An 18,937-nucleotide genomic window follows, 5' to 3' on the forward strand; every position below is an offset into this window, starting at 1 on the left:
TTTTTTCCAAGACCCGCACCACGGCCGGGAGCATGCGCAAACCGTTTGGTATCGCGTCCGGTGAACGTTGCTCTATCCCGAAAAACGGCTACACTACTTCTGATTGAGCCAAGTTCTTGCGATCAACTGCACTTTGACGAACGTTGGCCCTAGAGTAATTAACTTCGAGAAATAGTCCGCTCAATTTATTAGGATCCTGGTAACAAATGTCCAAACTAAGTGTTCCTGACACCGACAGTGTCGCCTTTCTGGACGCATTGTCTGTGCCGATTTGGGTATTTGATGTGGATCGGCATGAGATATGGTGGGCAAATGATGCGGCCCTTGAGTTTTGGAGGGCGCCAAGCCTCGCGGACCTCAAAGCGCGTGACTTCTCGACAGATAGTTCGACCGTGCGCCAGCGCCTGCGTGAGATTTTGCGCGATACAGAAACATCTCCCAAACTGAAAGACACGTGGACGCTATATCCTGCAGAAGAGCCGGTTGTAGTGACGGTTTGTTGTCAACCCGTGCTGATTGAGCAGAGTCGGGATGCCGTATTGGTGGAACTCATTGACAAGCAGACGTCGGGTCATGACACCCGGTCGGCACGGCTGGTCGAAGCGGTTCGGTATTCCGGCGCGATGCTGAGCATGTTTTCACTTTCTGGTGAACTTCTGGTGCAGAATGCGCAAGCCTTTGAGTGTTATGGTCGTGGTGCGAAAGACGCGAATGATCTGACCAAGCGGTTGGGAAGTCGCGATATTGTGCGAAATTTGCTGGAAACCGTAGAGCGTTCCGAAGTTTTTGATGCGGAGCTGGCGGTTCAGGCGCAGGCCGGCCCCGTGACCCATCGGGTCAAAGCACGGGGCGGGCGCGATCCTGCGACAGGCGACGCGGTGGTTGTGCTGAACGAAGACGACATTTCCGACGTCATGCGGCTCAGGTCTGAACTGTCCGAATTGAATGCTCATCTCGAAGAGCGCGTTGCAGAGCGGAGCGAGAGTCTGAGGATCAGCGAAGAGCGGTTCTCGCTCGCCATGCAAGGGGCGAATGATGGCTTGTGGGACCGGAATCTGGAGAATGGGGAAATTTATTTCTCCCCGCGTTGGCTGGAGATGCTGGGTTATGATGCTGAAGCACCGCCGCCGGATCTCGAAACGATCCTGTCGCTTGTACACCCGGATGACCGAGAACATGTCGAAACATCCGTAATTCGACCAGAGCCTGGCGAAACCAGCGCGCCCGAAGCAGAGTTTCGCATACGCCACCAGGATGGGCACTGGGTTGATATCCTGTCGCGCGAATTTGTGGTGGTGCGAGACGGTAAAGTCGTGCGGATCGTCGGGACACACATCGACATAACAGAACGAAAACGCAGTGAGCGTTCCTTACGTCGCTTGAAAGAGATCCTGTTTGAAGGCAGCGAGGCGTTGCCTCTGGGCGTTGCGTACTACGACCAGGACTTCAAACTGGTCATGAACAATACGTTCTATGAGACCATGTTGCCTGTCAGCGCCCACCTTTTGGAACGAGGCGTCGATTTTGCCGATATTCTACGCAATTCAGCCGAATATATGGCGGGCCAGTTCGGTTATGATGATCCGGAAGCCTATGTTCAGGAACGTATCAAGTCAGCCCGTCTCAAGCCGCAAAGATGGGTGCATGAACAGTCTACCGGCCGCACCATCATTGCGTCCGAAATTCCGACGAGTGGCAATGGCGTGATTTCGATGATCGAAGATATTACCGTCGATCGCGCGCGTCAAAAGCAACTCCAGCAGGCGCAAAAGATGGAAGCGATCGGACAGCTGACGGGTGGTATTGCGCATGACTTCAACAATCTGATGGCAGTCATCATGGGTAATCTGGAACTGCTGCAAAGCGAAATCGGACTCCAGGATTTTGACGTTGAAGAGGCAAATACGCTCATTGATGCGGCGATAGATGCTGTCAAACATGGTGCCGATCTGACCAACAGCATGTTAGCCTATGCACGCAAGGCGCGTCTGGAACCTGCTATTCTGGATCTGAACCAAACGGTACGAGAAACCGAGCGCTGGATGCGGCGCACAATTGAATCAAACATCCAGATAGAAACGGTTCTTCAGGCGGGCGTGTGGCCAATCAAAGTTGATCAAAGCTCGCTTCAAAGCGCCCTGGTCAATCTGATATTGAATGCGCGCGACTCGATAGAGGGTAGCGGCAAGTTGACGATTGAAACTGCAAACCTCCGTATCGATGAAACCTATCTTGAAAACCGATCAGAAGACATCGATCCCGGTCGCTATGTGATGGTCGCGGTCACGGATGATGGGCATGGCATTGCGCCAGACGTGATCGATCAGATTTACGACCCTTTCTTCACAACCAAATCAGTTGGCAAAGGTACTGGTCTTGGCCTGTCCATGGTTGATGGTTTTGTCAGGCAGTCGGGCGGTACGGTGCGTGTCTATTCCGAACTTGGCGAGGGCACGAGTTTCAAGCTGTATTTCAAGGCGGTGTCACAGGACAGAGCGACCACACAAACTCCAGCGGTAACTCCGCCAGTGCAGGGCGCCCCCCCCAAGGTGCGACCGCGTCTGCTGTTGGCCGAGGACAAACTGGAGGTCATGGCAGTTCTGGAAAAAACGCTTGTCATGGCCGGTTATGACGTCACAACGGCAACAACCGGTGACATTGCCTATTCTGTCTTCAAAGCCGATCCCAGCTTCGATGTTGTCCTGACCGACATTGTGATGCCGGGACGCCTGCAGGGACCACAATTCGCCAGGGAATGTCGCCTGCTCAACCCGAAGACGCCTTTTATTTTCCTTTCGGGCTATGCCTCTGAAGCCACGGTGCATGGCAATGGTTTGCTCCCTGAGGACATTCGCCTGATGAAGCCGGTGTCGCGCGCAGACCTTCTGGGAGCCGTCGAAAAGTGTCTGAAACTCAATCGGGACAGTGACTAGCTGTGTCCCGACATCGGTGGGAACTGGCCTTGATGGCTGATTACGGCGTGGGCTGTGTGTCTGGTTTTGCCGCGGCATTGGCTTCAGCGAGCGCAGCGTTCGGCATATCTTTGCACTCCAGAAACACACGTAGTTTGCAGGTGGCGCAAATATCAGGATCCAATGTTGGAACCATGGCTTCCAGCATTTCTCTTTTCCGTCGAAAAATTCGATCTTTTCCGATGAGTTTTGTCACGTGAAACTGATCCATTTGTCGACGCAACGGCGGGTAGCGACCGATGATATAAAGGCTCCCTCCCAGATCTTTTCGGTTCCTGCTTTCTTCAACCAGCCATTCAGCGCCCGCCAAATCGATCCCGACGGAGCCGTCAACCAATAGTCCGAGGTGCTTTTGTTCTGGGCGTTGTTGTTCCAGTTTGCGAAATTCTTTTTCCAGATATTCCACCGCGCCGAAGTACATCGGCCCTTGCACCCGAATGAACATCGCCTGTGGACACTCTGGCAACCGCCAATGAATCGGGCTCATGAATGGCCGTCCGTCAACGCCTGCATTCGGCACATTTACCGGCAAGCCCGGGCGCATGGTTTTGCGCAGAAAAAGCGACAGGGAAACGATGACGCCGGAATAGATCGCAAATTCCAGATCAACCAGAAGCACGACAAGAAAAGTGATCAGAAATATGGCAGTTTCCGATGCGCTGGTGGTCAGAATATGCCTGATTTCCTTGAGGTCGATCAATTTCCAGGCCACCAGCATAATCAATCCGGACATGGCGGGGATGGGGATGTAGGCAATCAAAGGGCTGATCATCAACAGAATAATCAGCAGAAAAAGTGCAGCCAGAACTGCGGCAAGTGGCGTTCTCGCACCGGACTCCAGATTGAGTGAACTGCGTGTGAAGGATCCGGACCCCATGTAGGCTGAGAAAAAAGAGCCACCGATGTTTGAAAGACCCTGTCCGATGATTTCCTGGTTCGAGTTGAGAGATTGGTGGGATTGCAGTGACATTGCACGCGCAATGGAAACAGCTTCAAGCAACCCGATCAAAGCCAACGCAAAAGCGCCCTGCGACAGATCGCGAACCACGTCGAACGACATTTCAGGCACAGCCATGGGTGGGATGCCTGAGTCAATTGCCTGGACGAACGCAAGCCCGGTGGCGCCGGCACCAACCATATGCGACAGCGTATCAAGGGTATAGGCAAGCAGACTGCCGACGATCAGAGCGATCAGATAATTTGGCCAGACGGGTTTGTATTTCTTGAGCGCCACGGCAACAATAAGTGTCGTCACCGATACGGCGAGAACGTAGGGGCTGAGATGGGGCAGGGCGTTCCACAATTCCTTGCCAAATTCGAACAATTCGTCCGGTCGGGGAAGTGATTTCCCAATAAATCCAGGCAATTGGCTGAGAAATATCAAGATCGCAGCGCCCGCAGTGAAACCGACCATTACGGAATGGGACACCAAGCTCACAAGTTGCCCCAGATTGACGAGACCGAGGCACAGCTGGAAGAGACCTGCAAGCAAGGTGATGCTGAAAACTGCGCTGATGAATTCCGGAGACCCGGGTACAAAATTTTCTGACAATGTCGCAAAAATTACAACGGATATTGCCGTGGTCGGGCCCGAGACGAGATGCCATGAACTGCCAAAAAAGGCTGCAATAACGGGTGTGACCATCGCTGTATAGAGCCCGTATTGCGGCGGCAAACCTGCGATCGCGGCAAAAGCAATCCCCTGCGGCAGGACGATTGCAGCATTGGTCAATCCTGCAAACACATCCGCACGAAATGTTTCCCGGTTGACCATGGGAAGCCAGTCAAGAAATGGCATCATGGAGCGCAAACGGTCCCGTGCACTTGTTTTTTGATTTTTGGCGGAGGGTGCAATATGCGGCGCTTCGTCAGCGGGTCGTCCAAAACGCCATGTCATTGCGGGACAGCTTTCTCTCTTCCAATTCAGGTCTACGCTATGTCAAATCTGTAGAGATTAATAGGGTCGTACTTGCTGCGCTCTATCGTCATTCAAACCCCTTGTATACGATTTCAAGACTGGAAGACTTGAATTTTGCTGCTCGCACGGTTGGCAGTGCTAAACCGTATGTTGCCTTTCATTTGCTATTTTCGTCGCTGCTGGAAACCATTGTTTTTTCTGCAGGCGTCCAATCAGGTTTTGAGAGTTGTTGGATGGGTTGAAGTATGTGTGCCGGCACGAGAAATGCTCAAGCTGCTTGGCCGTGTCTCATGATCTTGCACCAACACATTTATCAGTGAGCAATGAACTCTTTGTCCCGCGACCCCCTTGTCCATAACGGGAGATGTCGGGTTCATATGGCTTATCCGGCGATCTCAGTTTGGGCACGCGCGTTTTTGCAGTGTACGTGTCAAACAGGCATTCGGCGCGTTTTTGCGGATGTTTTGTTGCCCAACGATGGGTGCGCATTGATGTAATTGCAATCTGATCGCCATCGCACCAGCTTGAGACGGGCATCGTCCGGGCCGTACCATAGATTCTGTTTGACCGACTGGTCGTGCTGGCTGGCAATGAGGCGTCAACGAAGGAGTTCTACTTCAATCTGCTATCAGACCGATTTTCTCACGGCAGTCCTTGTCATGCGAACGTAGAATTGGGACTTCACGTGATGCGCCAATCCTGAGGACGCAAACATTTGAGCATTTGCCTTCCGGGTTTCATAAGAAAACTTCGGATGGCTAGGGGCACGATAGCCAGAACCAGGGATTGATCCTTATTGACCAATGGTCGCAGATTTCAAAATCAGAATGCCGCATTACCCAACAGGAATTGGCGAATACATCTACGTTGAGCCGCCCATTTCTGCAATGTTCCCGTTCGCGGCCTTTTTGCGAAAATGCGCGTTTGCATCGCTATGTTTTATGAGTGACGAAAACCCCAATGATACGCGTTGACATGCCGCCGGGCGGATCACATGTGATGGATTCCAGCGACAGGGAAGACGGATTCAAGGTGATGGATCAGATACGTTTTACGTCAATTTTTTCGAAGCGGCTGTGGGTCATACAGACAAGTTTACGATTCTGATCGCTGTTTTGAGTTCTTCAATAGGAATTGGTGGCGATAAAAAGAACCCCTGGACTTCGTCACAGCTGTGATCCGCGAGCCATTGGAGTTGTTTTTCGGTCTCCACGCCTTCAGCAACGATGGTTGCTCCAATCTGCTTGCCAAGGGTCACGATCAGATCGATGATGGGTCCCGATTTTGGCAATTGGGAAATAAAGGATTGGTCAATTTTCAGGCAGTTCAGAGGAAAGCGTGAAATGTATGACAGATTGGAATAGCCGGTGCCAAAATCATCGATGGCAATACGATATCCCATTTGTGAAATGGCCGCGAGTTTTTCCTCAATCAGGTCATGATCTCCGATCAATACGTTTTCAGTAATCTCCAATTCGACTTTGCCTCGCGGAAACTCCGGGTGCTGGGAAAACTTCTCGAGCGACTGCAACAGTTTATAGTTTTCAAATTGCCGCGGCGAGATATTGACAGACATGTCTATCTCCAGACCAGAACGATGCCAGGAAATGGCTTGTGTACAGGCCAACTCGACGACCAGTTGGCCCAAGTCTTCAATCAACCCGGTCTCTTCGCAGATCGCGATGAACTCGCTTGGCATGATAAGACCGCGCCTTGGATGAACCCACCGCACCAACGCCTCCACCGAAACAACTTTTCCAGTCTGCAGGTTGACCCGAGGTTGAAAATGCAGCGTGAATTCCCGGTTCTCTACGGCTTGTTTCAGTTGTATTTCCACAAGATCGCGCGCCTTGGCTCGAACACCCATATCGTGGCTGAAGTAAGTTGCCCTGTTTCGTCCCGCTTGCTTGGAAGCGTAAAGGGCGATGTCAGCTTCGCGCATTGTGCTGGCGAAATCCACTGAACTTGTCGAAAAAGTGGAAATTCCCACACTCACGCTTGTGCTGACACGCGTGGCATCATTGAAAATGGGTTGGCCCAGTCTGCCCAAAAGAAAATCGATTTTTTCGCTAAGTATTTCTTCGGATGAAGCGTCTTCAATTACAACAACAAATTCGTCCCCGCCCAGCCGGACGAGTATGTCACGCGGGCCGATTACGTCAGTCGTTCGTTTGGCGATCTCTTGAAGGACGACATCCCCCATCTCGTGACCGAGCCTGTCATTGATCTGTTTGAAACGGTCCACGTCAAAACACAATAATGCGGACCGCCGGCTTGGGCGTTGTTCCAGTGTCACCAGATGCTGCTGAAGATACGCCCTGTTAAAGCAGCCTGTCAGCTGGTCTCGTTCCGCGAGGTATCGCGCCTTGTCACGCGCAGTTTTAAGTTCGCTCACATCAATCGCTGTGACAAGAATAGCCGGGTTGCCAGTTGCAGCATCAAGGCAGCGTTTTGCTGTAAGGTCATGCCACCTTGGACCCGCCGAAGTGTTCACCTTCGAGACAATCCTATACTCTCCTGACCGTTCGACTTCGTCACGAAGTGTTTCGTAGTCCGACCGATCTATAAATTTTTCCGATATCGTCTGGGCGGCATGCGTCGCGGTGTTTCGGGCGGCAGGATTCATGTAATGCGGTGGACCATTGAGATCATGAAGGGCGATCATGACGTCTGTATGCAAAAGTGCTTCGGCGCTGCGCAGGTTTTCGGGTTCATCATCAGCGCGCCCAATGACTTCACATTGCATGGCCATGCGCCCGTCAGCCAAAAGATGCCCGCGAAAGATCACCCTGACGCTGGTCGGTTTACCGTTGGGATAGAGCGTCCACATTTCGCTAAATGTGGCATCGCGTTCAATAAAATCGTTCTGATACTGCTTCAATCGTTTTGCAACGGCCGGAGACATGTCCTGCGTAAGATCACGCGCGCGCAATGTCACTTCACAGTCAGCTTGCCAGAGTTTGCACGCCGATGGATTGGCAAAAACAATGCGGGAATGGTCAATGTCGTAAATCCAGATAGCGGTTTTCAATCGCTCCACCGCTACAAGTGACCCTGCGGATGCGTCGGTGGTATCCGGTGCAATGAGATCAGTCGTCACGATAGAACCTTGCTGGATCTTTTCGGTGCGCATTAGGTTATTGCTCCGGGAACGGTGCGTCAGGCGACTTTGGTCTTGGTGTGTCCAAGCTCTGAAAGCGGGCGGAAACCTTTGGTTTTTTCGACAGAAGCGACCCAATTTCCGATTGCGGGATAATCATTCATGGAGAGTCCTGCTTCTTCCAAAACATGGACGTATCCAAACACTGCGATGTCGGCGATTGAGTATCCCGACGCCAAAATGAAATCACGCTGCTCAAGATGTGCATCAAGACGGAACAAACCTGATTCTGCCAGGGACTGCCAATGGGCAATCTCATCCGCGCGCACTTGCCGCTGATCTGGCAGAATTGTTGTGAAAAACCGGGCAGGTGAAATAAACGGTTCAAGTTTTGACTGTTCAAAAAACATCCATTGGAGAGCCTCCGCCCGTTCCTCACGGCTGGCCGGCATCAAAGAACTGCCTTCCGCGAGATACCAGAGCATTGCATTGCTTTCGCCCAGGTTTTTGCCCGTATCTGTCACCAGATGAGGAACCACGCCAAGCGGGCTGATTGCGAGATATTCTGGCGATTTTTGCGCGCCGTTCAAAACATCAATGAGCGACATGTCAAAAGGGATTCCCAGTTGATGCAGCGCCAACCAAGGTTTGAAGCAATTTCCCGATCCCAAACATGCGTATAGTTTAATCACCACGGCGTCCTTTACCGGCTTCTTTGATGCATCTGGCTAAAGAACCGTCGTTAATACCTGATAAATTCAACTGCAGATTGTTGAGTGAAAGAACTTTCAAATTGCATATACTTTTTAACATGTTCTGATTGATCAACGACTGTTGGCGCGCCACGGTATGACCAAGAACATTCACATCCCACATCTTGAAACTCAGTTTTCCTGCGTGTCGCGTTAACCGGCCCGGCAGTCTTTCCTTGTGTGCCGGGATTGAGCGTCTTAATGATTTGTTAACTCATTCTTAATTCCAAAATCATAATTAGAGCATACTTAACAAATAGTTAATGGATGGATCGCTGGTGAATAATCTCTTGTTGAACAAAAAAATCTTTGGTGAATTGCAATGCTAATGCTTAAGGTCCACGGTTCGCCCGTAGAGTCTTTTGACCAGCCGATATCGGAACAGATTTGGCGGTCAAAGTATCAATATGTCAGCAACGGAAAGGTGATTGACCACTGCGTGCGCGACACCTGGGTCCGGGTTGGCGATAGCCTCGCACAACCAGAACATCCGGGCGAGCGTGCACAGGTTTCCAAGTTGTTTTTGTCGGCCATGGAGGAGTTTAAACTGCTGCCCGCCGGACGTATTCTCGCCGGCGCTGGCACGCACCGCAATGTGACGCTTGCGAATACTTTTGTCATGCGCACTATCCCAGATTCCCTCGCGGGGATCATGGATACGGTCAAGGATGCAGCTCTTACGATGCAGATGGGCGGCGGTATCGGGTTTGATTTTTCGACCCTACGCCCAAAAGGCGATTTGGTGCAGGGTTTGGATTGTCCGGCGGCGGGACCTCTGGCGGCCATGGATATTCTTGATGCGGTCTGCAAAATGCTCGTCGCGGGCACAGGACGGGGTGCCATGATGGCAACGATGCGGGTTGATCATCCTGATATCGAGGCATTCATCGAGGCAAAGTCCGACCCGTCGAGGCTGCGAAACTTCAATACCTCTGTTATGATCTCAGACCCCTTCATGAAGGCGGTTGACCTGAATTCAGACTGGGACCTTGTATGGAATGATACGCTGGTAAAACGCGTCAATGCGCGCGAATTATGGGAAAAAATAATGCGCCGCACCTATGATGCGGCTGAGCCGGGCGTTCTCTTTATCGACAGGATCAACGCATCAAACCCGTTGGGATACCTTGAAGACCTGCGTGCGACCAATTCCTGCGCGGAGCAACCGTTGCCGCCAAATGGGACATGCCCCTTGGCATCTATCAATCTGGCCAGGCTGGTCACGCACCCATTCAGTTCTCAGGCAGAACTCGACATGCAGCAGGTTGAACACCTGGTGCGGGTCGCTGTGCGCATGCTTGACAACTCGATTGAGGTGACCCGCTTTGCCGTAGCTGCACAGTTGCAGGAAGCGCAGCAAAAACGACGCATCGGTGTGGGCGTAACCGGTGTGGCGGATGCATTGATTATGGTTGGGGTGCGATATGGCACGGCCAAAGCTGAGCGTCTCGTGGAATCCTGGCTCCGCGCAATCCAAAATATGGCCTATCTCACCTCCGCACAGCTTGCTGCGGAGCGCGGAGCCTTTCCACTCTATGATGCAAATGCTCATCAGCAAGGAGCGGGAATAATGGCGCTTGACGCTCATGTGCGCCGCGCAATTTCAATGCACGGATTGCGCAACGGCGTATTGACCACGATCGCCCCCACAGGCACGACCTCGATGTATGGTGGCAATGTCTCCTCCGGAATCGAACCAGTTTTTGCAACCACATACAAACGCAAGATTGCCCGCGCGGATGGTACCAAAAGTGAAGAGGCTGTCGAGGACTATGCTGTCTGGCTTTATCGTCAGATGTTTGGCACACAGAGGCCGTTAACGGATGCCTTTGTCACCGCGCAAGACTTGCGCCCGACTGATCACATTCGCATGCAGGCCGCGGCGCAGCGCTGGATCGACAGCGGAATTTCCAAGACTGTCAATTGCCCTGAGGACATTCCCTTTGCGGTCTTTGAGGATGTGTACCGGCAGGCTTACGAAACTGGTTGCAAGGGGTGTACGACCTACCGACCCAATGCCATCACCGGTTCGGTGCTGTCTACGTGAAGCCGGGTCAGATTCTGCGCGCACTGTTTTTGCCCAATTCGAAGATTGAATCAGAGCAAAATGCCGAGACACAACGTTCAGTGTATGGGTCCTCCTTGGAGGAGAGGCTTTCTGTGTCATCCGATCCTTGGATGCCGACCCATCGACATCGCAAAGGCGGCCTCTATCGCGTTTTGGGTCAAGGCATTCTGGAGGCTGATAGGACCAAAGCAGTAATATATCAGGATCAAGAAGGCACGATCTGGATTCGACCGCATTGCGAATTCGAGGACGGCCGTTTTGAGCGCTTGGAGCAGTAGTTACGCGTCCGAAGACAGCCCAAAGGCCGGAAAGAGTGAAACACCACTGATTTTTATTGCTGGTAACTGGATCTCAAAGTCGTGACGCGGCAACGACGTCCCTTTGCTCAGATCATCGGCAGCGTTTGCAGGCAATGTTGGGAACAGGCGGAAAAGTTGTGCGCAGCGACAACAATACTATGCGCCGTTACATTGAACACGGTGTGTCGCCCCGTGATCTGCTCGGCAAAAATGTGATGCGTCGCGGGACTTATATTGCACGGAAGCAAGTGGTCTGTTTCCCTGATGCGATTGGCGGGGCACACAGTTTTGTCTTCGAAAAGTCCCGAATGGCATGTTTTTGAAAGTAACACCCATGGAACAAATTGCCTTGCCTTCCTATCTAAAGCGGGAAGGAGTGAACATGATGTCCACGTACTCCAAAACAAGGGAACTCCATGCACAAGATTTCTTTGATGCCCATGCTGTCAGTTGGCGCTACTGCCGTTTTTATCAGTTCCGCTCTTGCGAGCCAGGACACCGAACAATCAGTTGCCGATGACGTCATCTCTGCGCAACGCGCAGCGCTGGCCGCAAGTACAGAGGGCGTCGGTTTTGGGCCCCAGTCGCCGCGAGACATTGACAGCACGTCGGGCGAAAACGACCGGGCTTTTGCCCGCGCACCTGCACATACTGACATGAATTTGTGCAACATCCATTTTCACAAAAATGCGGAGCATCGGGGCGGCGAATTCACGAAGTTTGCTGGTAACGGCGATGGCAAGGGCGCGGGGACCGGGTACAAATACGATGGTACATTGACCTCAACGGATCTCGCGCCGCTGGACAGCCCCATCGGGTCGGGCGCCTACGGTGATCTGAAGCCCGGTGACACCATCGAAGTCCATTTTGTGCATACAACTGCGCAGGTTGACCCCGGCCCGACCCTAGGATCATGTTTGAGTGAAGCGATTGGCAATCCGCAGCTACGCGTCGAAACCCAGGTGGTCGTTCTGGTCAACAACGATACGGCTTTGGACTTTGTCGAGATGACGAAGGTGCAACGCGTAGAAGGCTACCACCAAGCGCCCAATATTCCCAACGACATGGGGACACCCATTCAATACGCGGGTTCGACAACAGGTCCCAGCTTCAATGAAGCCGGCTCACCTTTTCAAGTCACCTGGTCGGTTCGACCCGAAGTCGCACGTGTCAACATCCACTCTGTTGGTACATGGTTGGCGGGCAATATCTTTGATGAAGCCGATGCGCATGGGGTGCGCAATCTGGTGGTCAATCCAGATTTGTTGTCGCAAATCGGGCATTAGCACGAAATGCCAGAAAGCGCCTCGGATCAATCTGTCTCTGTAACGCGCCTGAACCAAGTCGATGTTCCAAAGCAACGGGCTGAGTGGTTCGGTTTATGTGTCGTGATTTTGGCTGATCGGCGATGGCGTCGTCTGTCCAACTCAGAAGGATCTATCCGCGGACCGACGAAAACAACGAAACCCTTGGCACTCGGTGTCGCTGCATAGCCAAACTGTCGTCAATACCTGTCCACGTCACGGTCAATTGGCGCTGAGACTAAGGCTTGATGATTCTGCTGTGTATTCTTCGCGAGTCTTTGACGTTGCACAAAGAAGATTTGAATTCGAACGCGCAAAATCCTTTCGGGCACTTAGCTGAGAAGACTCGCGGCCGTCTGAATCGAGAAAAATCGGATTTGTATCTTGGGCGAGCTCGCAACGGGAGGAGCCGAGGCCGTTTTTGCTAAGATGAGCCGCTTGCGCTTTGACTTGGCACATATGCCAATTTCGTGCGTTAAGTGCCGCCCAAATGACACGCGGATCACAAAAGCACTATCTTATGGCGTTTTTTTAGCCTTCACGGCAGTTGTGTCAGGTCTGACCGGCGATGTGCATCGCGCTGTCAATTTCAGCACCGTTTTGCGCGGTGACAGTCTGGGCGGAAATGTCGGCCTGAACGTTTGCGGTCGAGGACAGGGTGAGGTCATCGCATTGCAATGTGCCCTGGTGCCGGCCTTCAAGAAGGACTGTTTTACCCGAAAGCGCTCCCTGAACCAATCCGCCAGCGCGCACGACAATCGACAAGACGTTGATGTCTCCGCTGACAGAACCCTTGATTTCGACGCTTCCGTCGCCTGACTTGATGTTGCCCTCTATTGTCAGATCTTCGGCGATCACTGAGTTTGGCATTGAATATTCCTCTTAAGACAGATGTCTAAAGCACAGATGGACGACGAACGGCGGTATTGCCGTCGCTTTCGCGAGCATGGAGGATTATGGTAAACAACTCCTTACCAACGGTAAAAATGTATTATGAGGCATATATCGTGGTCGCGCACGAAATGCGCATCACATGTTGTGTTGCCTGGAGGCGGCGCTAAAGCAGGGGCTGTCAGAATGCCCCATAATTGTCCTTCAATTAACCAAACCATCGCCGCATCCAACCACAAATTGGACGATGTCAGTTCTTGAAACGCGGACGCCAGATCTGGCGGATGGTTTGAGAATTTGACCTATCGCAAATTCATGTTTCCAAAGCCCGATTGACAAGACGATTGGAAAACAGAAGCCTGCACAAAGGGAATTCAGCGCAATCGAGCTATACTCAGATCAACCCGGTCGCCTTATGCCGTACGCACGGCGTTCATTTTGCACCTTTCAGGTGTCTTGCACGTCGAAGGCAGACCGGAGTTGGCGACCGCAAGAAAGGAAAGAAAACCTGTGCTTAGAAAAATACTTGTGCCCGTTCGGGGCGATGGCCTTGTCGAAACAGTGTTGGGGCACGCCGCAACACTCGCACGGCGCCACAAAGCGCATATTGTGGTGGCGCATTGCCGCGCGCAGGCCGAAGATCTCATGCCCTATAGCATGCCCTTGCCTGCCTTCGCGCGAAAAACCATGCTCAAACAGGCTCAGGAACTGGCAAACCAGCAAGAGAGTGACCTCAGAGAAGAACTTCATCTGTTGGCCGAGAAGCTGGAACTTACGGAAACGGAGGCTGCGCCCGGGTCACGGACGACAGTTGAGTTTGTCGAGGAGACGGGTCGCATGGTGGATGTGATCAAACATAACGGCCGGCTTGCCGATCTGATCGTTGTGGCAAAACCGAACCGGGATAGCAACGTTGGAACAAATTCGCTGAAGACGGGGCTGTTTCAGACCGGCCGACCCGTCTTGATGTGTCCGCCGCGCGATACGCCGCCAGAAACCTTTTGTGACAGGATCGCGGTCGCATGGAATGGATCGCTTGAGGCATCGCGTATGGTGGCGCTGACGCTGGATTTGGCTGCGGCAGCGCAACAAGTCTCCATTCTCTCGGGTGGTAAGGGTGAACCACATGGCGCGACGGCACAGGAGCTTGTGGACTACTATGGGCTGCGCGGTGTTACAGCGGATATCCATCGTTTTGAGGCACAGAATCCAGGTGTGGCACTGCTTGAAAAAACCAGGGAAGTCGGTGCGGGAATGCTGGTCATGGGGGCCTATAGCCTGAGCCACGAACGCGAGACACTTTTTGGCGGAAATACCCAAGCCGTTGTCGATTCGGCAGAAATTCCCGTTATACTGGCGCATTAAAATTTCGAGGCGCAATAAAATAATTCTTGAAATAGAATGTGTGCAACATAGTTACTCGTGAACCAATCGGGAAACGAGCTTGAACAGCCGAATTGACACCCGAAAAACACTGATGGAGGAGGAAAGTTATGCTCATTACGAAACGCCAAATGTTGGGGATGGCCGTGGCGAGTGTTATGGCCTTAGTGCCGGGCGTCACACTGGCGGAGGGCTGGACCCCTCGCAAACCAATTGATTTCGCGATCATGGCCGGCCCGGGTGGTGGTGCGGATCAGATTGCGCGCTTCATCCAATCAGTGGCAGAAAAAAAGGACCTCACAAACCGTCCCTTGGTGCCCAACAACAAAGGCGGTGGTTCAGGTGCTGAGGCGCTGATCCATGTGAGCACGGCGAGTGATCCCGATCACACCATACTGGTGACGCTGAATTCATTCTTCACGACCCCTTTGCGTCAGCAAAACCTCGGCATTGATATCCAGACCTTTACGCCGATCGCGATGATGGGCGTCGATCCATTTGTTTTGTGGGTCCACAAGGATTCCGGCATCACGACCTTTGAAGAGTACATTGAAAACGTGAAGTCGATGAACGGCGAGTTTGTCATGGGCGGTACAGGTCAGGGCCAGGAAGATTCGATTGTGATCGCCTATATGTCCGATGCTTATGACCTTGATATCAAGTATATCCCCTATAGTGGCGGCGGTGCCGTGGCAAAAGATCTTGCGGGCAAACAGATCATGGCGACAGTGAACAACCCGGCCGAAGCCAAGGGTTTTTACGAGGCCGGTGATTTTGTGCCCTTGCTGGCGTTTTCAGACGAACGCATGCCTGCCTATCCGGATGTTCCCACGATAAAGGAAAAGGGCCACGATTTCTCATACTATAACCAGCGTGCAGTTGTCGGCGCGCCGGGCATGTCACCTGAGGCTGCGGCCTATTACCAGGGCGTGTTCACCGAGATTTTTGAAAGCGAAGACTGGCAGGGCTACCTGACATCTGAAAGCCTGTCTCCGTTGTGGATGAATGCAGCCGAGCAGCAGGACTATTGGGGTCTGCAGGTTGAGAACCACAAGAAACTACTGGCCGCACTGGGCGAATAATCCCACACAACTTCGCGTGACAGAATAAGAAATGAGGGCCAGATGCGTATCGGTGAAATTCTAACCGCGGGCATTCTGGCCCTTTTCTCAATCTACCTGATGTGGAAAAGCACGGAACTCCCCATCGGATATATCGCTGGGCAGGGTCCCGGCGGCGGAGCATGGCCATTTTGGTTATCCGCAATGATGTTGATTTGCTGCGGGATGATCGCGTTGAACTGGTGGCGCGGGACCAGCCCGCCGTCGCAATCTGATGAACCGGTTTTGGATGCCTACGGCTGGAAAATGCTGATACTCGTGGGTGGCGGCATCGTGGTTTTCGTGGCCCTCGTGAACATCATCTCGATGTATGGGGCCATTGCGGTGTTCTTGCTTTATTACGTGAAATATCTCGGGCGACATGGATGGCCGTTAAGCCTGTCCCTTGCTCTCATCACGCCGGTGGCCTTCTTTTTCTTCTTTGAAGGGGCAATGCGGATCACTATGCCCACCGGCATGTCCTTTACCGACCCGGTATTCAACATCCTCTATGAGATCATTTACTGACCTCTTTTCGCAGGCTTTTTAAGGAAACCGGCTGACCATGGAAGTTTTCGCTCTACTGCTCGACGGCATGCTACTGGCTTTGCAGCCGTTGAATCTGACAATGATCGTAATCGGGGTTAGTGTTGGCCTGTTGATCGGTGCCATGCCCGGCCTGGGGTCGGTCAATGGGGTCGCGATCCTGTTACCGGTCACGTTTCTGGTGCCGCCCGGTTCGGCCATCATCTTTCTGGCCGCGATCTATTACGGGGCGATGTATGGCGGCGCGATTTCTTCCGTTACCCTCGGTATTCCTGGCGCGTCCACGGCGGTTGCGACAACCTTTGACGGCAGACCGCTTGCCAAGCAGGGGCGGGCCAGTCTGGCGCTTGTGACCGCAGCACTTGCCTCCTTTGTTGGTGGCACAGTGGCCAATGTATTGTTCACGCTATTCGCGCCTGCGCTGGCTTCTGTGGCCTTGTCTTTTGGTCCACCAGAAGTATTTGCGCTGATGCTGCTGGCCTTTGCGACCTTTGTCGGTCTGGGCGGCGATGACATCCCCAAGACCATCTTCTCGATCTGTTTCGGCCTTGTGCTGGGTTCGGTTGGTTTTGACCAGATTTCCGGCGCGCCACGGCTCGTGTTATTTGAGATGAACGGTTTCCTGCAAGGCATCGGATTCCTTGTGCTTGCGATAGGGGTTTACGGGATCGGGGAAATGCTCTGGACGATTGAGCAATCCCGCGGTGAGGTATCTAAAACGACCCCGAAAATGACAATTAAGGGCATGAGCGCTGATGCCAAGGAAGCCACCAAGAAAGGGTGGAAGGGGACGCTGATCGGATCATTCCTGGGTTTCTTTGTGGGTGTGTTGCCCGCCGCCGGGGCCACACCCGGATCGCTCATGTCCTATGGCGTCGCCAAAATGGTCTCGCGCAGGCCCGACAGCTTTGGCAAGGGCAACCCGGACGGTGTGGCCGCACCGGAGGCTGCGAATAACTCTGCGTCCACAGGCTCCATGCTGCCCATGCTTACGCTTGGCATACCCGGCTCGCCGACCACTGCCATCCTGCTGGGCGGTATGGTCATCTGGGGTCTCGTGCCTGGCCCGCGTCTGTTTGTGGATGAGACCGAATTTGTCTGGGGCCTGATCGGGTCGTTTTATGTCTCCAACGCGGCAGCGGTTCTGATCAACCTCGCCTTTATTCCGCTGTTTATCTGGATGCTGCGCATGCCCTTTACAGTTCTAGCACCAATGATCTTTGTGCTGTCCATCGTTGGCGGGTATGCAGCGACACGCGACATGTTTGATATTTGGTTGATGGTTGTCTTTGGGATCGGGGCGTTTTTCCTGCGAAGATTTGACTACCCCCTTGCACCAGCGGTCCTGGCGATTGTTCTGGGCCCGATTGCCGAGCCGACCTTGCGCCAGTCGCTGCTGCTGTCCTCTGGTGATCCGTCAATCTTCTTCACCCGTCCCGTGGCCGGGCCGATCACGATCATCGCCCTTATCCTGATCTTCCTACCTGCTTTGAAACTCCTGCGACGCGCCCGCAAGACGGCATGACCTATCAAACCAGCGCCTGAAATAACGTCTTGACCTGAAGTTACTCCGGGCTGGTAGACCTTGCATGACTGACATGGGAGGTGACTATGCGCATAGCGGAAGCGGCAGCAAAAAGCGGTCTGGGCATCGATACAATCCGGTTTTACGAAAAATCCGGTATCGTGCCGCCGATTGATCGCGGCGCGGATGGGCACAGACGTTTCACACCGGAAAACCTGGACTGGCTGACGCTGCTGTATTGGCTGCGCCAGACCGGTATGCCATTGAAAACCATGCGGCACTTTGCGACGCTCTACCGTGCTGGCGACCAGACAATTTCCGAACGAAAGTCCGTGCTATTGGCACATGCTTCTCATCTCGCGGAACGACGACAAGAGTTGGATCAATGCGATGCGGTTTTGGCTCGTAAACTGGCAATCTATAAATCTCATGAGGAGGGCGGCGCATGAAAATCATTATGCTGGGTGCACAGGGCGATATTGGTCGTGCAGCATGCGCCGAACTTGGTCCACGCCACCAGATTATCAAGGCGGGGCGCTCCAGCGGTGACGTGATGGTGGATATGTCGGACCGGGCATCGGTTGATGCGATGTATGCCCAAACCGGTCCGGTGGATGCGGTGGTTGTAATGGCAGGTGATGTGCATTTTGAAATCCTGACACGCTTTACCGAGGATCAATACATGCAGGGTCTGCGCGAGAAAGTGATGGGGCAGGTCAATGTGGTGCTCTCCGGGTTATCGCAGGTGAATGACGCTGGATCGCTCACATTGACCAGTGGCATATTGGACCGTGACCCGATCCGAATGGGATCCGGTGCCGCCATGGCCAATGGTGCATTGGCGGGTTTTGTGACGGGTGCAGTTATCGAAATGCCGCGCGGGATCAGGATCAATGTGGTCAGTCCTGGCCTGCTGGATGTGTCCGTTGAACGTTATGGCGAATGGTTTCCTGGTCATAATCCGGTTTGCTCGCGGCGCGTCGGGCGCGCCTACGCCAAAAGCGTTGAAGGCCCCACCACAGGCAAGATCATCCCGGTGGATTAAAACGCATTTTCAAACGCAACTAGCCGATTTTTTG

14 protein-coding genes are annotated in these 18,937 nt (G+C 53.1%); 10 read left to right on the top strand and 4 right to left on the bottom strand.

The features are described from left to right. Nucleotides 1-206 precede the first annotated feature (206 nt). Nucleotides 207-2,933: an ATP-binding protein gene (locus R8G34_20225; protein MDW3225185.1), complete on the top strand. Its 2,727-nt coding sequence runs from the start codon at nt 207-209 to the stop codon at nt 2,931-2,933. A 40-nt stretch (nt 2,934-2,973) separates the two neighbouring features. Here R8G34_20225 and R8G34_20230 read toward each other — a convergent pair whose 3' ends face one another. Next, nucleotides 2,974-4,773, bottom strand: coding sequence for a SulP family inorganic anion transporter (locus R8G34_20230; protein ID MDW3225186.1), 1,800 nt, complete (start codon nt 4,771-4,773; stop codon nt 2,974-2,976). Nucleotides 4,774-4,796: 23 nt separating this feature from the next. Here R8G34_20230 and R8G34_20235 point away from each other — a divergent pair, with 23 nt between their 5' ends. Further along, entirely contained in the window at nt 4,797-5,132 is a 336-nt protein-coding gene (locus R8G34_20235; protein MDW3225187.1) for a hypothetical protein, read from the top strand. Between the two features lie 839 nt (nt 5,133-5,971). Here R8G34_20235 and R8G34_20240 read toward each other — a convergent pair. Together R8G34_20240 and R8G34_20245 are read right to left on the bottom strand one after the other, a co-directional pair. Beyond that, entirely contained in the window at nt 5,972-8,023 is a 2,052-nt protein-coding gene (locus R8G34_20240) for an EAL domain-containing protein (GenBank protein MDW3225188.1), read from the bottom strand. A 26-nt stretch (nt 8,024-8,049) separates the two neighbouring features. Then, a complete protein-coding gene (locus tag R8G34_20245; GenBank protein ID MDW3225189.1) occupies nt 8,050-8,685 on the bottom strand; it encodes a glutathione S-transferase family protein in 636 nt (211 codons plus the stop codon). Between the two features lie 385 nt (nt 8,686-9,070). On the opposite strand from R8G34_20245, the gene R8G34_20250 reads away from it, so the two are divergent. Together R8G34_20250 and R8G34_20255 are read left to right on the top strand one after the other, a co-directional pair. Beyond that, on the top strand, nt 9,071-10,789 hold the full coding sequence (locus R8G34_20250; protein ID MDW3225190.1) for an adenosylcobalamin-dependent ribonucleoside-diphosphate reductase: 1,719 nt from the start codon (nt 9,071-9,073) through the stop codon (nt 10,787-10,789). Nucleotides 10,790-11,525: 736 nt separating this feature from the next. Next, complete coding sequence (locus tag R8G34_20255) at nt 11,526-12,395, top strand: delta-class carbonic anhydrase (GenBank protein ID MDW3225191.1); 870 nt, start codon at nt 11,526-11,528, stop codon at nt 12,393-12,395. Nucleotides 12,396-12,965: 570 nt separating this feature from the next. On the opposite strand, the gene R8G34_20260 is transcribed toward R8G34_20255, so the two are convergent. Continuing rightward, nucleotides 12,966-13,283, bottom strand: a complete 318-nt coding sequence (locus R8G34_20260) for a polymer-forming cytoskeletal protein (protein MDW3225192.1) — start codon at nt 13,281-13,283, stop codon at nt 12,966-12,968. A gap of 531 nt (nt 13,284-13,814) precedes the next feature. Here R8G34_20260 and R8G34_20265 point away from each other — a divergent pair. The 6 genes from R8G34_20265 to R8G34_20290 all read left to right on the top strand — a co-directional run bounded on the left by R8G34_20265 (nt 13,815) and on the right by R8G34_20290 (nt 18,903). Continuing rightward, nucleotides 13,815-14,669: a universal stress protein gene (locus R8G34_20265; protein MDW3225193.1), complete on the top strand. Its 855-nt coding sequence runs from the start codon at nt 13,815-13,817 to the stop codon at nt 14,667-14,669. 128 nt (nt 14,670-14,797) lie between these two features. Next, a complete protein-coding gene (locus R8G34_20270) occupies nt 14,798-15,769 on the top strand; it encodes a tripartite tricarboxylate transporter substrate binding protein (GenBank protein MDW3225194.1) in 972 nt (323 codons plus the stop codon). 42 nt (nt 15,770-15,811) lie between these two features. Beyond that, nucleotides 15,812-16,315, top strand: coding sequence for a tripartite tricarboxylate transporter TctB family protein (locus tag R8G34_20275; protein ID MDW3225195.1), 504 nt, complete (start codon nt 15,812-15,814; stop codon nt 16,313-16,315). A gap of 37 nt (nt 16,316-16,352) precedes the next feature. Further along, the gene (locus R8G34_20280) at nt 16,353-17,858 is read left to right on the top strand and encodes a tripartite tricarboxylate transporter permease (protein ID MDW3225196.1); all 1,506 of its coding nucleotides are present in this window, start codon (nt 16,353-16,355) and stop codon (nt 17,856-17,858) included. An 86-nt stretch (nt 17,859-17,944) separates the two neighbouring features. Continuing rightward, complete coding sequence (locus tag R8G34_20285; protein MDW3225197.1) at nt 17,945-18,307, top strand: MerR family transcriptional regulator; 363 nt, start codon at nt 17,945-17,947, stop codon at nt 18,305-18,307. After that, nucleotides 18,304-18,903 carry a short chain dehydrogenase gene (locus tag R8G34_20290; GenBank protein MDW3225198.1) on the top strand — a complete coding sequence of 200 codons (600 nt, stop codon included), beginning with the start codon at nt 18,304-18,306 and terminating at the stop codon, nt 18,901-18,903. The genes R8G34_20285 and R8G34_20290 overlap by 4 nt, the downstream gene beginning before the upstream one ends. Nucleotides 18,904-18,937 lie beyond the last annotated feature (34 nt).

This window comes from Paracoccaceae bacterium, from assembly GCA_033344815.1.
Taxonomy (GTDB): Bacteria; Pseudomonadota; Alphaproteobacteria; order Rhodobacterales; family Rhodobacteraceae; genus Roseobacter.

Excerpts from the sequence above, each read along its gene's own strand:
- R8G34_20225 (MDW3225185.1), top strand. The coding sequence starts at position 207 with ATGTCCAAACTAAGTGTTCCTGACACCGACAGTGTCGCCTTTCTGGAC.
- R8G34_20230 (MDW3225186.1), bottom strand. The coding sequence starts at position 4,773 with ATGATGCCATTTCTTGACTGGCTTCCCATGGTCAACCGGGAAACATTT.
- R8G34_20240 (MDW3225188.1), bottom strand. The coding sequence starts at position 8,023 with ATGCGCACCGAAAAGATCCAGCAAGGTTCTATCGTGACGACTGATCTC.
- R8G34_20250 (MDW3225190.1), top strand. The coding sequence starts at position 9,071 with ATGCTTAAGGTCCACGGTTCGCCCGTAGAGTCTTTTGACCAGCCGATA.
- R8G34_20255 (MDW3225191.1), top strand. The coding sequence starts at position 11,526 with ATGCACAAGATTTCTTTGATGCCCATGCTGTCAGTTGGCGCTACTGCC.
- R8G34_20260 (MDW3225192.1), bottom strand. The coding sequence starts at position 13,283 with ATGCCAAACTCAGTGATCGCCGAAGATCTGACAATAGAGGGCAACATC.
- R8G34_20270 (MDW3225194.1), top strand. The coding sequence starts at position 14,798 with ATGCTCATTACGAAACGCCAAATGTTGGGGATGGCCGTGGCGAGTGTT.
- R8G34_20275 (MDW3225195.1), top strand. The coding sequence starts at position 15,812 with ATGCGTATCGGTGAAATTCTAACCGCGGGCATTCTGGCCCTTTTCTCA.
- R8G34_20280 (MDW3225196.1), top strand. The coding sequence starts at position 16,353 with ATGGAAGTTTTCGCTCTACTGCTCGACGGCATGCTACTGGCTTTGCAG.
- R8G34_20285 (MDW3225197.1), top strand. The coding sequence starts at position 17,945 with ATGCGCATAGCGGAAGCGGCAGCAAAAAGCGGTCTGGGCATCGATACA.
- R8G34_20290 (MDW3225198.1), top strand. The coding sequence starts at position 18,304 with ATGAAAATCATTATGCTGGGTGCACAGGGCGATATTGGTCGTGCAGCA.